Genomic DNA, 14,796 nt, shown 5'->3' with positions numbered 1-14,796 from the left:
TGTCTTTCCTTTTTACGAAGCTGCATCAGCAGCCAAAATTTAAAAACTCTTCAAGCGTGATGTTTCGACATCAGTTTTGTATTACTTCCACGGTTTACGGTAATTCACTCCCTGCAAATCAAGCAGAGGTAGATGGCTTTTCAAGCGTGATAAATAGTCGGTCCAATCTCGGTGTTGTTTGTCTGTCCAACATGCTTCTGCCATTGCAGTTAAACGAGGGAAGATCATGTAGTCCATGCGAGGTTGGTTATTGATAATTTCGCACCATAATGCTGTTTGAATGCCCCAAATGCGCTTACGTATTGGGTCGTCAGCAGGCACTTCAGCGAGCGGCTCGTAGTTGTAAGCTTTTTCTAGTGGCAGTGGGTTTGCCCAGTCCACGCCCGGTTCTTCAGGTGCGTAGTCTTGGGTCATATCTAGGTAAGTGGTTTGTGCTGGTTGCAGCACCACATCAAAGCCTTGGCGAGCACAGTTCAAGGCCGCTTCTTCGCTTAGCCATGAGTAGATCACCGTATCTTTACTGACTTTGTCGCCGTGTTGAGCTTCTTCCCAGCCCAGCATGCGTTTGCCCAATTTACGAAGTTTGTCTTCGGCATAACGCAAGAAGTGTCCTTGCAAATCTTTGTAGTCGCTGTAACCCAGTTGTTCCATTAGTGCTTGGCATGCTGGGCTTTTTGACCATACGCCGTTAGGTACTTCGTCGGCACCAATATGAACGTAAGGCGCAGGAAAAAGCGCAGAGACTTCTTCTAGCACTTTGTCGATAAATTCATAGCTCCCCGGCAGAGCTGGGTTAATGACGTTGTCGTTGTAATGCTGAATACTGCGGTATTCGGTGGTATCTTCCGCTTCTACCAATAGGTGTGGTAACGACTTGATGGCGGCTCGGCAATGACCAGGTACATCAATTTCAGGAATGATGGTGATGCCGCGTTGCGATGCAAATTCGATAACGTCTTTGATGTCTTCTTGTGTGTAGAAGCCGCCGTAACGTTCATCAAAGTGCGTGTACTGTGGTTCATTGATCTCATCCAATCCGCGCCAAGCACCAATATCGGTCAGTTGAGGCAGTGATTTGATTTCAATTCGCCACCCCTCATCGTCGGTAAGATGCCAATGGAACGTATTGAACTTGTAATGAGCCAGTTGGTTGATCAAGCGTTTGACTTGCTTAACGGAGTGAAAATGACGAGCACAATCCAGCATCATACCGCGGTAACGAAAACGTGGCCTGTCCTTGATTGAACAGCAAACTACTTCCATTGAGTTAGGTTGATCGCCAACTTTGATTAGTTGTAATAACGTTGCACAAGCATGGGTAAAACCAGACGAAGATCCTGCTTCAATTTTGATTGACTCTTCGGCTACTTTCAGTTTGTAAGCGCCTTCATCCAAGGTTGGGTTGCCTTTGAAGATGATCTGACTGCCATTGTCTGATGCGAACTCAAATTGGTGAATGCGCTTAAGCTCATCAAGTAGCCATTCTTTAGCTGAATTGGCCAGGCTTGAATAAACCGCGACGCCAGCATGATGATCAAAGCTAAAATAGTGATCGCTGACCTCAATATGGTTTGGTTTTGGCAGCAAGGGCTGTGCATGGGTTAAACTTGCAGGAATCTCACTGCGTTCACGGTATGGTGAAGCTAATACGATAGGCGTGACATCCACTTGTGCGCGCTGTGGGTTTCCATCAACGACAAAGTTGATCATCGCTTCGTTAAAGCCATCCGAGTAATAACGGAATGGGTTCGAACCAATACTGAATTCACAGTAATAGTGATGGTTGGCAGCCAGTACCACCCCTTCTGGCTTAAGTGTGCAAAAACTACCAATTTGAGTCAGTTGACCATTTGAAACGCTGTCTGGAAGAATGTAACGATCGAAAGCGAAAGTTAAGCTCCAGCTGTTTAGGTCTTGGTCGCTCAAGTTATGAAAGGTGAGGCCAAAGCGGCAGTTTTGTTTCTGCTCAGAAAGGACCACGAGATCAACACGATATTCCATATCTACTCCTACGCCGCACTGAGCGAGTAAAGGTTATGTTCTGGTTTGCCAGCAAACATAATTGCGCCTTCAATCGCGTCAAACTGTGGCTCAACAATCCATTGCTGAACTGGTGGTGAGAGCCAACGTAAAATGCGTTCAGCAATGCTACCCATTAAACAAATACGTGTTGCGCCGCGCTTGTTTAATGCCACGAGAAACATTTCTATATCCGCTGCGGTTTGCTTCAGTATTTCAATGGCCAGTGCATCGCCTTGTTCCGCATGTTGGAAAATAGCCGGAGAAAACTGCCCATAATCACGAGGAAGCGCCTGTTTTGACCACGCCACCACGTTGTCGACCTCATTTTCGAAATGCGTCATAAAGTGTTGTGCTAGGGGCGTTTTTTCTCTGATGCCATCTTCAGCTAACAAAACTTGCTGAACTAGGCGTAGCCCCATCACTGCGCCGCCACCTTGATCCGAAATAGGGAACTCACGACCACCGACAACGTGTTGCTCCAATCCTTTAAGGTAGATGCCACAAGAACCGGTTCCCGCAATCATGATTGCGCCATCTTCGCCATTGTGCGCACCAACGCACGCACCGTAAGCATCGGTATTCAGAGTTATACTGGCAAATGGATGAGGAAGAGACATGAAGGCTTGCCAAGATGCTTTGTGCTCTGCGCCAGCAAGGGCTAAGCCGACGTGCATCGACGCGAAATCTTGTTGTGTTAGACCGCCTTGCTCGGTAGCCGAAGTGATGGATTCAAGAATCGAAGCCATTGCTATTTCAGCACCTAGCATGATGTTGGCACTGCCGCTTTTGGCCTCGCCAAGAAAATTACCTTGTGAATCTTTAATCCTGGCTCGACATGACGTGCCGCCACCATCGATACCGACAAAATACATTCCCATGATTATTCTTCCTTCATATTTTTAGAGGTCGCCAACTGAGAAACATGCTGAGCTTGACTCATTATCGCGAGTAAGTACCAAGCGCCATGCGGGATCCATTGTTCGCCCCAGCGCCAGTTTTGTAACACGTCTTCTTTTTGTGCTGGTGGGTTAAATGCAATGTCTTCCTCGTCTTCAAAGCCGCCAGTGATTCCGTTACACACGCCACCTTTTGCGTTGAAGAAACCATATTGAGGGAGGTAATCAGGGTTGTTACGACCATGGCCATCTAGCATGCACATGTCGTATGGGTTTAAGCCTACAACCCAGTTCAATGCATCTTGAGCAAACACAGAAAGTTGTTGCTGTACTTCTTGCGACGCTATATGCGGTTGAGCAAGGTACGACATGGTCGCGAGTGAGCCCAGTCGAGCATTCTCGCCTTGCCACCAATAGCCGGATTCATTGTTGTGTGCGACAAAAAATGCCTCGCGTTTTGACTCATTTACGCCTTTAACATATTGGCGAGGGTAACCGAATGGGTTGATCACTTTATTCGATATTGTGATCTCAAACTCACACGCTAGGTTGACGATACGTTTTACCGATTCCGCTCGTGCTGAGTCGTCTTCAATTGATAGATATTCGCATAGGGCAATAACTGGTAGACCAGCTTCGGCTGCGTGAAAATATGGACGGCTGCCGTCTTGGTTTGCTGACCAAAAGTGTTGAATCTGCTCGTCGCTCATTTGGCGTGCAACTAAACGTTGCGCCCACAAACGGCTCTCTTCCAAGTAGCGAGTTTCTTTGGTTGCTTTAAACAGTTCTACACAAGCCAGTAGCGCACAGTATTCGTCGATAATGTTTTCTTCCCCATCATTGAGGTACTGCGTATTGTGCTCTTTTAAGTGCCAGTAACCATTTTCGGCAGCGTTGCGGTATTTTTGTTGATCGTATTCACCGTGAACACTTAAACGCGACGCTGCCGCTAGCGCTGCAATGGCGACACCGCCACCTTGTCGAAAGCCTGCTTGATAGTCGTCAAATTTGTGACCAAGTTGAGTTTCGTACGCGCAAATCTCGCGTTGCGCAGTATCTTTGCTCCACTTGTCAAAGACCGTCATGTAGAAAAAGCCTTTTTCGTTTTGCATACGCACAAGAAAGTCTGCACCGAACAGGGCTTCTTCAATCAGACGTGTACGTGTGAAAGCTGCAATGTCTTCGCTTCCTTCAAGCAATGAAACCCCTTTTAGGATGTTCCAAACCACCATTGGGGTTTGTTGAGGATTCAAATAATTCGCGTATGAAAGGTGACTTAAATACTTGCTAACGTCTCCTGATGCGTCGTACCAGCCGCCGTGTACATCAACCTTTTTATTGGAGTTTAGTACTGGAAGTTGTCGATCTTGTTTATCGAAGATCCCGCCGCAACGTTGCGATTTGAAGTAGTGGATCACATCTGACAAAGTTTGATCCAACAGAATGTGTTCGCCAACGATGAAAGAGGAAGAGCGCGTATCTTCTACTTGCAAGAAATAGTCACCTGACGTTGTGAAAGAGGAAAAGTCGATGAGGTAGAAATAGCCCTGATGCCAGTTCGCCACTTTACCTTGTTCTTCAACCGCAAAAGTTGCCACGGTTTGCTCGCTAGTGGCACAAATCAATTGAGCAGTGTAAGAAGACAAGTGTGGTTGTTCGGTCTGGATAATGGCTTTCTTTGGGCCCAGACGTTCATAACCAATGTGGTTAGTCAGTAGCAGCATTCAATGTCTCCGGGAAACGATAAAAACAGGAATGGGTCAGGCTGAACCTGACCCTCGTTATGATTAATCTTCAAATAAGTAACAGCGGACAAAGTGGTTGTCGGACAGTTGAGTGACGCCCGATAGTCGTTCGCGACATTTGTCGGTAGCGTGTACACAACGTCCAGCAAATGGACAGCCGACAGATTCTGGTGTCCAAAGTGGGATTTCCCCTTTGTTGCCTTTCAGTTTCTCGTGAATAGACTTCGATGGATCTGGAACCGCAGATACCAACAGTTGCGTATATGGGTGTTGAGGATCGTGAATGATTTCTTCAGTATCGCCCCATTCAACCATGTGACCTACGTACATGACCGCGAGATCTTCAGCAATGTAACGCGCTGTTGCGATGTCGTGAGTGATGTAAAGCAGAGACATTTGTTTCTCGAACTTCATCTCTTCCATCAAGTTCAGAACACCGGCACGGATTGATACATCGAGCATCGATGTTGGCTCATCCGCCAATACCACTTCAGCACCAACTGCGATGTTACGAGCTAGGTTTACACGTTGACGCTGACCGCCAGATAGCTGGTGCGGGAACTTTTGCGCCGTTTCTTTTGGTGGAATAAGACCAACTTGTTCAAGTAGGTCGTACACACGCTCTTCCAGTTCTTTCTTGTTGCCCGGTGCTACTTTCTTATGAATCAGCAGCGGGCGCGCAATATGGTGGAAGATATTGTGCGTTGGGTTTAGCGAGCCAAACGGGTCTTGCCACACCATTTGTACACCTTCACGGTAGGTCATTAAATCGTGACGAGAGGTGATGTCTTGGATATCACGACCTTTGTATTCAATGATGCCATCGGTTGGTGCGTACATTTTTGCAATCATTTTTGCAGTAGTAGACTTACCTGAACCAGATTCACCTACCACTGACAAGCCGCGGCTCTTGTACATTTTGAAAGAGACGTCGTTGATTGCGCGCATCTTAGATTGTTTGATTGAGTTACTGTTTAAAGGGAAGTCCTTAACGACATTTTTACCCTCAATCAGCAGTTCGCCGAATTGTTTGCTCATAATTCTCTCCAGTGTAATTTTTGTTCTTAGCTAGCGTTTTTTTGTTGTTAAACCTTAGCTTGAGCAATGGTGTCGCCGTACAAATGGCAATTTGAGAGGCGACCTGGTTCAATTTGACGTAATTGGGTTGGTACACGTGTACATGCTTCATGTACGCGATCGCAACGAGCTTGGAAGCGGCAGCCCCGTGGTACTTCTAGCAAGTTCAACGGGTTACCTGGAATACCAGTCAATTTGGTCTTTGGTCCAGTTAGTGGAGGGAAAGAGCTACCCAAACCTTTGGTGTAAGGGTGGTAAGGACTTTCCAGAATTTGCTTAGAAGGCGCGACTTCAATCAACTCACCTGAGTACATGATGCCGATACGATCCGAGAACTCGACCATCAATGACAAGTCATGTGTGATGAACAGAATTGAGAAACCAAACTCTTCTTTAAGCGCGTAAATTTTTTGTAGAATTTCACGTTGAACCACTACATCCAATGCGGTAGTCGGTTCGTCCATGATGATCATTTTTGGGTTCAGAGCCAAAGCGATTGCGATTACTAGACGTTGACGCATACCACCAGAGAACTGGTGCGGGTAATCACTCAATCGGCTAGGGTGGATATCAACGATTTCCAGCAGACCTTCAGCGCGTGTTTTTGCTTGAGCGCGAGTCATATTGGTATGACGCATGATGACGTCACAGAACTGCTCTTCCATGGTTAGAACAGGGTTCAAAGCGTTCATCGCACTCTGGAATACCATCGACATTTCACTCCAGCGGAACGCTTGCATGCGATCATCGCTGTACTGAAGGATATCTTCACCGTTGAAGATAACCTCACCACCTGTGATAAACGCTGGTGGCTTATGAAGGCGCATTAGTGAGAAGGCAACAGTGGATTTGCCACAGCCAGATTCACCAGCCAGACCGAATACTTCACCTGGTGCAATGTCGAAGCTCACGTTGTTACAGGCGCGGACATCGCCCGCGTCTGTGATGTAGTCTACGCATAGGTTACGGATGGAAATTAGTGGTGCAGTCATGATTATTTATCTCCGCTCCATAGTGCATTTTGTGGTGCCAGTTCAGGCTCACGCTCTTTCTTGTCTTTTGCTGCTAGTTTTTTCCAGCGTTTCATGCCTTTGTGAGAACGAAGTTGAGGGTTCGCAATTTCGTCAACGGCAAAGTTCAACAGAGCAAGACCAGTAACCAGTAGTGTTAGGGCAATACAAGGTGCTAGTACTTCCCACCATGCGCCAATCAGCATGGCTGATGAGGTTTGCACGTTGTAAAGCATGATGCCCCAACTGATCGTGTTGGCATCACCCAAACCTAGGAACGAAATTACCGCTTCAGTGTTGATCGCCAGCATTACTGAGCCAATGAAGCTCGCACCGACAATTGGGATAAGGTTTGGTAAAATCTCAACGAAGATGATGCGGAATGAAGACTCTCCCAATACTTCGGCAGCTTTAACGAACTCTTTCTCGCGTAGTGCCATAGTTTGAGAGCGGACAACACGTGCACCCCATGCCCAAGAAGTACCAGCGATAATCAAGGCAATGGTGAGTGGGCCTGCTTCACCGATAAAGGCCGCCAACACGAATAGCAATGGATACTGCGGGATTACTAACATGATGTTCATCGCGGCACTCAATACGTCATCCACTTTACCGCCGAAGTAACCTGCCGATATACCAATGACTGTTGCTAAGAAACACACGATGATGCCAGCACCAAAGCCTACACCCAGTGATACTCGTGCACCGTAAGCCACCTGCGACCAGATATCGCGACCCATTCGGCTAGTACCTAATACGTGGTCGGCCTTTTTAGACATAAGCAGTGTACGACGATCGTCTGCTAGGTTTTTAGCGACCCAACCATCAGGGTTGTTTTGTGCCTGTTTTACAACAAAGCTTGGGTATTCGTGTGGGTTACCGGTTCGCTTGTCTGGCGCATGCTTTGTAAGTAAAGGAGCGGCAATCGCAACGAACACGAACAGCGTAACAATGCCAAGACCAATGCGAGCAAATGCGTTACCTAAAATAAGTTTGAATAGTTCTTTCATGATTATTTGCCTCCCGTACGTAGGCGAGGGTCTAGAATCATGTACAGCATGTCAGCCATTAAGTTGAAGCACAGCATGAACATCGTCATGATAATTAACTGACCTTGAAGTACTTGGTAGTCACGAGCGTGAATTGCGTTCAATAGAACAGTACCTAGGCCTGGGTAGTTGAAAATCATCTCGATGATTAATTGACCTCCAATGGCCATACCTAAAGACATAGACAGTGCGGTAACACTTGGAAGTAGTGCGTTACGTGCGGCGTAATTAAAGACGACGCGGTTTTCACTCAGCCCTTTACCTTTAGCCATCGTGATATAGTCTTCGGCGAGAAGGTTGATCATGTTGTTACGCATGTTAACTAGGAAGCCACCAATTTGAACGATGGTTGCACAGAATAGAGGTAATACAGCGTGGTAACCCACGTTCTTGATGAACTCCCAGCTTGTCCAATCAGGAATAGTACCTGGCGTGTAAGCATAGCCAGATGGGAACCATTTCAGGCCAATCGCAAAGGTAAACAGCGCTAACATTGCGATAACCATTTGTGGAATAGCTTGAATGATCAATGTACCAGGCGTTACGAATGCATCGTACTTACTACCGCGCTTCCAGGCGGCAAAAATACCAAGGACAGAAGCGATGGAGAAAGAAAGTACAACCGCAGTACCAGCTAGAAATAGTGACCAGCCAAATGCACTACCTAGTAAAGAATTAACTGAAAGTGGGTAGAACTGGATTGAGGTGCCCAATTCCCAACTTAGAATGTTTTTAATGTACGAGAAGTACTGAATGTAAATTGGCCCATCAACGAAACCGAGCAGTTCTTTCATTGCTGCGATTCGTTCTGGAGTCACCTGTACTGAAGCATTAGCAAACATCATGGTAACTGGGTCACCAGGCATTGCTCGCGGAATAATAAAGTTTAACGTCGCTGCAACTAAGAGCGCGACAAGATAGAACGACAAACGTCTTAAAAAATAACCCATAACTCACACCTTACTCACCCAGATTTTTTCCCTGTTTCTGGTTTCAGGTCGCTCCTAGCGAAATTTAGAGCGAAAAATCCCCTGACGACGAGCGCCACATATTGGTTTCGTTAACAAGGGATTTTTATAGGCGGCACACGGGATGTATGCCGCTTGAAATGAACTTCTACTTATTTAACTGGTTTTAGGTCCAGTACGTGAAGTAGACGCTCTGGGATACCTGCCCAAATGTTTGGACGGCCCTTAGGGTTTTCTTCGTTCCACCAACCAGTGAAGCGAGTTGTGTTGTATTGGTACATGTACGCGCCAGATAGCACAGGAATAGTTACTTGGTCCTGAGCAATGATCTTCTGAATGCCATGAGCGATCTCTAGCTGTTCTTGCTTATCTGCTGTCTTGTAGAAGCTGTTAAGAAGACCGTCTAGCTTATCGTTCTTGTAGAAGTGCATTGCAAAGCGAGGCATGCCGTCACCAGCTTGTAGCTTCGAGTTGTAGCCACTATCCCAGTACAAGTGTGGATCTGCACCGTGGAAGTAGTTGGTGTAAGCAACGTCGTAAGTACCTTCTAGCATTGCTTGGTTGTATACCGAGAAGTCCGGTGTACGAGCACGAGCTTTAATGCCCACTTCTGCTAGTTGCTCAACGGCTAGTTGTACTGTGTTGTTGAAGTCAGTCCAACCGTTTGGTGATTGAATTAGAAGCTCGAAAGACTTGCCAGATGGTGTATCCACAAAGCCATCTTTGTTTACATCTTTGAAGCCAGCTTTAGCTAGAAGCTTTTTCGCACCTTCCGCGTTGTATGTGTTGTAGCCTTTGTACTTGTTGTGCGTCTCTTCATCAGACCAAGCTTCGAATGCGTAGCCAAGGCCAGATGCGAAGTCGTTCACTGTACCGCCGCCGTAGAAAGCGATATCAATAATAGTTTGACGGTCTAGCGCCATAGAGAACGCACGACGGAAGTCAACGTTAGTTAGCGCTTCGTTTTTCGCAGCGTCTGGGTTTTTGAAGTTCACTACAAATGCTTGAGTACCCGCTGGTGGGTACCAGTAGTGGTGATTCGGACTTGCTGCAGCGTACGTACGGTCGATGTCTGGTACGAATGAAGACGTCCAGTCCATTTCGCCGTTAACGATTTTGCCCAAGAATTGGTCGTTGTTCGCGATTTGCGGCACACGCAGACAGTCTACATCTAGGTTGTCTGCATCCCAATAATTCGGGTTCTCACACTGGATATATAGCTGCGGTGTGAAAGTGTCGATTTCGGTAAATGGACCACTGCCTACTGGATTTTCGTTTGTGAATGTTGCTGGATCTTTTACTTTGCTCCATACGTGCTTAGGTACGACGGGTACTTTCGCAATTTCGTAAGGAACGTTTGAGTTTGCTTCGCTTAGACGGAATTTAACTTGGTAGTCGTTAACTTTTTCTACGCCAGTCACCCAAGAGTTGATACCAGATTGGTCTAGCTCTGGCTTCTCTTTAACTAGGTTGAAAGAGTAAACAACATCATCAGCGGTAAACGCTTTGCCATCAGACCATTTTACGCCCTTACGGATATCGAAGGTTACGCTCATCAGGTCATCAGCCATGGTAAAGTTTTCTGCTAGACGAAATACAGGCGTATTACCGTGCATTTCGTTAAAAACAACGAGCGGCTCGTAAATAAAGTCGGTTGTTGTGTGCAGGTTAGTTGCACCCAAGAAAGGGTTAAAGTTACGAACGAAAGTTGTAAACTCTTTAGGGTGGATAGTCAGTTCACTGCGTTCAGCCGCAGTAGCTACCGATGCAAAACCTGTAGTAGCCGTTGCAATAATTGCTGTTGCTAGTGCTGTTTTTTTAATATTGGCAAGCATAGCTGTTCCTTACTATTTGCTTTCATTTCACTAAATGGAATTGAATGTCATCAATTGATAAACACTCTCTAAGACCTACCTCTTGTACATGCCTTACTCATTACAACATTGAGTTTCGCCAAGAGTGGCCTGTAGGCCTTAGGCAGGAGTAAGAAAACACCTTATCCATAAAATAATCAAACTTGATTCCCGTTAAAAACGTTAAAATCTCTGAGCTCTCCGTTATAAACGTTATTTTGGCTAATTTTAACCAGCATTGGGCCAAAAAATAAACGTTGATATGCGTCGCAGTTTATATCCTTGTTAATAATGAATGTTGGTGATTACTAACCTGTTGGTCCTTTTTAAATATACGTTTCTTGCTTGGTTTCTAGGTTCGGAGATCTCGCTCACATGCAGAAATGGTGTTAATTAATCAGCTAAAAATTAATCTGCCGTTCTGTTGTGATTAAGTTCGCAATCTCTATCAATAGTTCGTCAAAATCCGCTTGTTATCTGAAAAATGGCCTTTTTTATCGACAGTTTTCTTCCGTTTGTTGTCCTTTTTTTATTGTATGAATGAAGTTTTTCGGTTGCTCGAACTTACCTAGTTAAGACAAGTTAAATGGATAAGGTCGTACGTTTTGAAGACCAACAATAGATAGCGTTGTCTAACCAAATGTTCGTTATTGGAAATATGTTAACGGGGTAGGAAGAGGCGGTCTCTTTTATCTCTAGGAAGGGAATACTCGAATAACAAAAAAGCCCAGCATGCACGCTGGGCTAGTTTTTTGATAAATATTAGCTGGTCAATAGTCGCTGTAGTTTATCTCGTTGTGCTTCTATGTATGCTCTCTCGGGGCTCTGTTCTTTGCAGTGTTCGAGAATGAACTCTATCGAGCTTAGCACCGTTCTCCAACGTGGTGTTTTGGGTAATGTTTCTATACGCATGTATTTATCTAAAGTGCGTGTTTGCAAAGTACTACGGTCTAGATAAACGCGCCACAAGCCACTTTGCTCTGCAAATGCGAACTTACTTTCACCCGTTACAGATTCCCAATACTCTAAAGCATGTGTCATTGCGTCTACTAGAACTTCTCGCATAAGTTCTTGCTTGTCTTTTTTATTACCGAGCGCTTTGTCTGCAAGGCGCGTAAATTCTCCGCCAAGCTCTTTTAGCTTTTGTAATTGGTCTTTGTCACCATCAAATGCATAACTTGAAAGCACTTCTACGGCGGTTTCTAGATTATGTATGCGAGCGGCACTGGCTCCACCGCCGACATTAAAGATGTACATGATATCTAACCCTGAACCTTCAGGGAGCTTAAGAATGTCTGCTTCGATGTTCTGACGAATATCTTCAATATAGATATCAATCTTGCCACAGTAATGAGGTTGTTTGACGGTTAGATATTTAGGGGCAATCAGCTCATCAGCAGATGAGCGCTTTAGCTGTTCTAAGCTGCGCTTGAATAGCTTACAAGCAGCTTCGTTAGCAAAGCGAATACGCTTGTCTTCACGTAGACAGATGATAGCTTCAGGAGCCGATTCTAGCTGTTCCAACAGACGACCTTGAGTCTCAAGTAAGCTTGCTTCAACGACTGCTCGCTGTCTAAGTTCAGACTCTAGCACTTTGTTTTCCATATGGCGCATTTCTGCTTTACTTGCCGTTAAATGCGCTTGGATACGTGCCGCCAACTCTTGTTTATTAAATGGTTTCGATAAATAGTCGTTGGCTCCTGCTTCAAAACCTCTTACACGATCTTCTGTTTGACTGAGTGCGGTGAGCATAATGATTGGCAACTCGGCATGATCATAGGTTTCACGTAGTTCACTACAAACTTGGTAGCCGCTCATGCCTGGCATCATGATATCCAATAACAGAAGTTCCGGCTTCTCTTGCTCGACGAGCGCTAACGTTTCTGGCCCATCGGAGACGGTACGCACACGATAGCCCTCTAAACGTAAAAAGCTTTCAAGCACGCGTAAGTTTACTGGTTCATCGTCAGCAACATACAGTAACGGGCCGTCTGGGTTCTCTGGAAGTGATAAGTCTTCGCGGTTCTCTACATTAACTTCAGGAATTTGGAAGTGCCCGTGCGCAGCTAGAGTCTGGGTTGCTTGGATTTCTTCTTCACTGGCGAGCGGTAAAGTGAAACTGAAGGTAGTTCCGACCATTGGTTGGCTACTGACGTATAACGAGCCTCCCATTAATTCGATCAATTGCCGGCTAATGGAGAGCCCAAGCCCTGCACCTTGACGATAACGGCTCGCGTCTTGCCCTGCTTGGATAAGTGGTTCAAAAATATGCTCAAGTTGTTCTGCGGGAATTCCTTGTCCAGTATCCACGACTTGTACGCGTACATGATCATCTACCACATTAGCGGAGATAACAATTTTACCTTCTGAGGTGTATTTAATCGCATTGCCAATCAGGTTATATAGCACTTGTTCAAGGCGTTGCGGGTCAGCTGACACTGCTTTTAAATCCGCTGGGACTTGGTTGATGATGCGGATGGTTTTACTTCCAAGTAAATGGCTAGAAAGCTCTAAAACCAATCGTGTTGCACTGCCCAAACTCACTGCTGATTTCTGGATATCCATGCTTCCATAACGCATTTTATGATAATCCAACAAGTCATCGACTAGATTAGCGAGACGCTGACCACTTTTAATGATGATATCAAGCTGATATTTCTGGCTAGCGGGGATCGCGCCATTGGCGCCGGACGCTAAGGTTTCAGCAATCCCGACCATGCCGTGTAACGGTGTACGAAGTTCATGAGAAGTCGTGGCTAAGAATTCATCTTTTAATTTATCGGCCAATTGCAGTTCTTCATTCTGTTTTTGAATGATCTGTATGTTGCTTTCTAGTTCTTCATTTTGCTTCTTAATGGTTTGAATCTTCTCTCGAATAGAGCGTTGCATTCGTTCAAAGCTTAACGCAAGCCGACCAATTTCATCTTTACGAACAGTATTAAAAGACGTGTCATCAAGATCACCTGCAGAGACCTTTTCGGCAACCCAAGTCAATTTCAGCAACGGAGAAGTGATAAAGTTTGATAAATAGTGAGAAGCGATCACCACAAGGATAATGGCGATCAACATAGCGATAACGAATAGTTTTTCGAGTTGATGGATACGAGCGAAAGCTTCGTTTTCTGGTAACTGTACGACGAGCGCCCAAATCACACCACGAGTTTCAATCGGTGCATAAGCCGCGATGATCTCTTCACCTAAACCGTTTGTGTAAGTGCCGACACCAAATGCACCAGAGAGTGCTTTATCGATCACTTCTAAACTGTTCTTAATATCGTCTTGTTTCGTGTTAATTGTGCGAGGTTGGTGATCATTTCCAACCAGCAAGGTGTTAATTGATGACTCTCGGTTGGCGTCTGCGGCTAACTTAGTGATGCCATTATTTGGCAAGCGGAACATGGCATAGCTGTGTAGATAACCTTGCTGAACAATTGGTGCACCTAGCCAAGCGACTGATTTCCCCCCTTCCAGCTCGAAGTCAGACACAATCACAGGAGTGTAGTCTTCGTTTACTTTTCGACGTTCAGTCACATCATCGGCGAGACGCTTGAAAGTTTTGCCAAGTGCCGAGTCTTTGTAGGGGCCTGATAACAAGTTCGTTCCGTAGTTATCGTCTTTGTTGATCGAGTAGGTGACGTTACCATTGATGTCGACCAGCAAAATGTCATTAAAATCAGAGCGCTTGAGGAGCTCTAAGTAGGCCCAATGATAGCGTTTATGTAAAAGCCGGTAACGTTCACTTCCTACATAGTTGGATGACTCGGGTAACGTTGAGGTTTTGATTTGGTCTCCGCTGCCCTCGATGTAGCGCTGTTGGGCGTTTTTACGAGACTCTTCAATATCATTGCCTAAACGACTAAAAGCATTGACGAGACCGTAGAATCGGCCACCACTGGCGTAAGCCAACTCTGAGCGCACAAAGCCCATGACTTCGGTTTCTCGTGCCTCAAAGTAGTCGATGATTTGCTGCTGTTTTGTATCTCGAACAGACAGTAAGTGCGAGGTGCTTTGTTCTTGCAGATCTTTACTGTGGGACTGCAAGAAAAAGATCGCAGTAATGGTAAGAGGTGTGATACTGAGCACCAGAAATGCGGTCATCAGTGTACTCTGAAGGCGCTTAAATTTCTGTTTTTTGTAGAATTTAAACATGGATAAGATTACAACTCATAATGGGCA

At 45.6% G+C, this 14,796-nt stretch carries 9 protein-coding genes; all 9 read right to left on the bottom strand.

Annotation, left to right across the window (positions count from 1 at the left end; genetic code table 11):
* Window positions 1–81: 81 nt before the first annotated feature.
* The 9 genes from R7041_RS07900 to R7041_RS07860 all read right to left on the bottom strand — a co-directional run bounded on the left by R7041_RS07900 (window position 82) and on the right by R7041_RS07860 (window position 14,769).
* On the bottom strand, window positions 82–2,001 hold the full coding sequence (locus tag R7041_RS07900) for a beta-N-acetylhexosaminidase (RefSeq protein WP_262651828.1): 1,920 nt from the start codon (window positions 1,999–2,001) through the stop codon (window positions 82–84).
* 8 nt (window positions 2,002–2,009) lie between these two features.
* On the bottom strand, window positions 2,010–2,900 hold the full coding sequence (locus R7041_RS07895) for an N-acetylglucosamine kinase (RefSeq protein WP_017635903.1): 891 nt from the start codon (window positions 2,898–2,900) through the stop codon (window positions 2,010–2,012).
* 2 nt (window positions 2,901–2,902) lie between these two features.
* A complete protein-coding gene (locus R7041_RS07890; RefSeq protein ID WP_206949407.1) occupies window positions 2,903–4,642 on the bottom strand; it encodes a glycoside hydrolase family 9 protein in 1,740 nt (579 codons plus the stop codon).
* A gap of 63 nt (window positions 4,643–4,705) precedes the next feature.
* Window positions 4,706–5,701 (bottom strand): ABC transporter ATP-binding protein, encoded by a 996-nt coding sequence (locus R7041_RS07885; RefSeq protein ID WP_318114824.1) that lies wholly within the window; start codon window positions 5,699–5,701, stop codon window positions 4,706–4,708.
* Between the two features lie 47 nt (window positions 5,702–5,748).
* Window positions 5,749–6,732 (bottom strand): ABC transporter ATP-binding protein, encoded by a 984-nt coding sequence (locus tag R7041_RS07880; protein WP_005380040.1) that lies wholly within the window; start codon window positions 6,730–6,732, stop codon window positions 5,749–5,751.
* Window positions 6,733–6,734: 2 nt separating this feature from the next.
* A complete protein-coding gene (locus tag R7041_RS07875) occupies window positions 6,735–7,760 on the bottom strand; it encodes an ABC transporter permease (protein WP_047102642.1) in 1,026 nt (341 codons plus the stop codon).
* A gap of 2 nt (window positions 7,761–7,762) precedes the next feature.
* Complete coding sequence (locus R7041_RS07870; protein WP_005380038.1) at window positions 7,763–8,749, bottom strand: ABC transporter permease; 987 nt, start codon at window positions 8,747–8,749, stop codon at window positions 7,763–7,765.
* 170 nt (window positions 8,750–8,919) lie between these two features.
* Complete coding sequence (locus R7041_RS07865) at window positions 8,920–10,602, bottom strand: ABC transporter substrate-binding protein (protein ID WP_005380037.1); 1,683 nt, start codon at window positions 10,600–10,602, stop codon at window positions 8,920–8,922.
* A 780-nt stretch (window positions 10,603–11,382) separates the two neighbouring features.
* Window positions 11,383–14,769 carry a response regulator gene (locus R7041_RS07860; RefSeq protein ID WP_054579089.1) on the bottom strand — a complete coding sequence of 1,129 codons (3,387 nt, stop codon included), beginning with the start codon at window positions 14,767–14,769 and terminating at the stop codon, window positions 11,383–11,385.
* Window positions 14,770–14,796 lie beyond the last annotated feature (27 nt).

Source organism: Vibrio sp. 1751 (assembly GCF_033339895.1).
GTDB lineage: Bacteria > Pseudomonadota > Gammaproteobacteria > Enterobacterales > Vibrionaceae > Vibrio > Vibrio alginolyticus.
The sequence above is the reverse complement of the archived record's forward strand: the minus strand, read 5'-3'. Positions and strand labels throughout refer to the sequence as shown.

Excerpts from the sequence above, each read along its gene's own strand:
- R7041_RS07900 (WP_262651828.1), bottom strand. The coding sequence starts at position 2,001 with ATGGAATATCGTGTTGATCTCGTGGTCCTTTCTGAGCAGAAACAAAAC.
- R7041_RS07895 (WP_017635903.1), bottom strand. The coding sequence starts at position 2,900 with ATGGGAATGTATTTTGTCGGTATCGATGGTGGCGGCACGTCATGTCGA.
- R7041_RS07890 (WP_206949407.1), bottom strand. The coding sequence starts at position 4,642 with ATGCTGCTACTGACTAACCACATTGGTTATGAACGTCTGGGCCCAAAG.
- R7041_RS07885 (WP_318114824.1), bottom strand. The coding sequence starts at position 5,701 with ATGAGCAAACAATTCGGCGAACTGCTGATTGAGGGTAAAAATGTCGTT.
- R7041_RS07880 (WP_005380040.1), bottom strand. The coding sequence starts at position 6,732 with ATGACTGCACCACTAATTTCCATCCGTAACCTATGCGTAGACTACATC.
- R7041_RS07875 (WP_047102642.1), bottom strand. The coding sequence starts at position 7,760 with ATGAAAGAACTATTCAAACTTATTTTAGGTAACGCATTTGCTCGCATT.
- R7041_RS07870 (WP_005380038.1), bottom strand. The coding sequence starts at position 8,749 with ATGGGTTATTTTTTAAGACGTTTGTCGTTCTATCTTGTCGCGCTCTTA.
- R7041_RS07865 (WP_005380037.1), bottom strand. The coding sequence starts at position 10,602 with ATGCTTGCCAATATTAAAAAAACAGCACTAGCAACAGCAATTATTGCA.
- R7041_RS07860 (WP_054579089.1), bottom strand. The coding sequence starts at position 14,769 with ATGTTTAAATTCTACAAAAAACAGAAATTTAAGCGCCTTCAGAGTACA.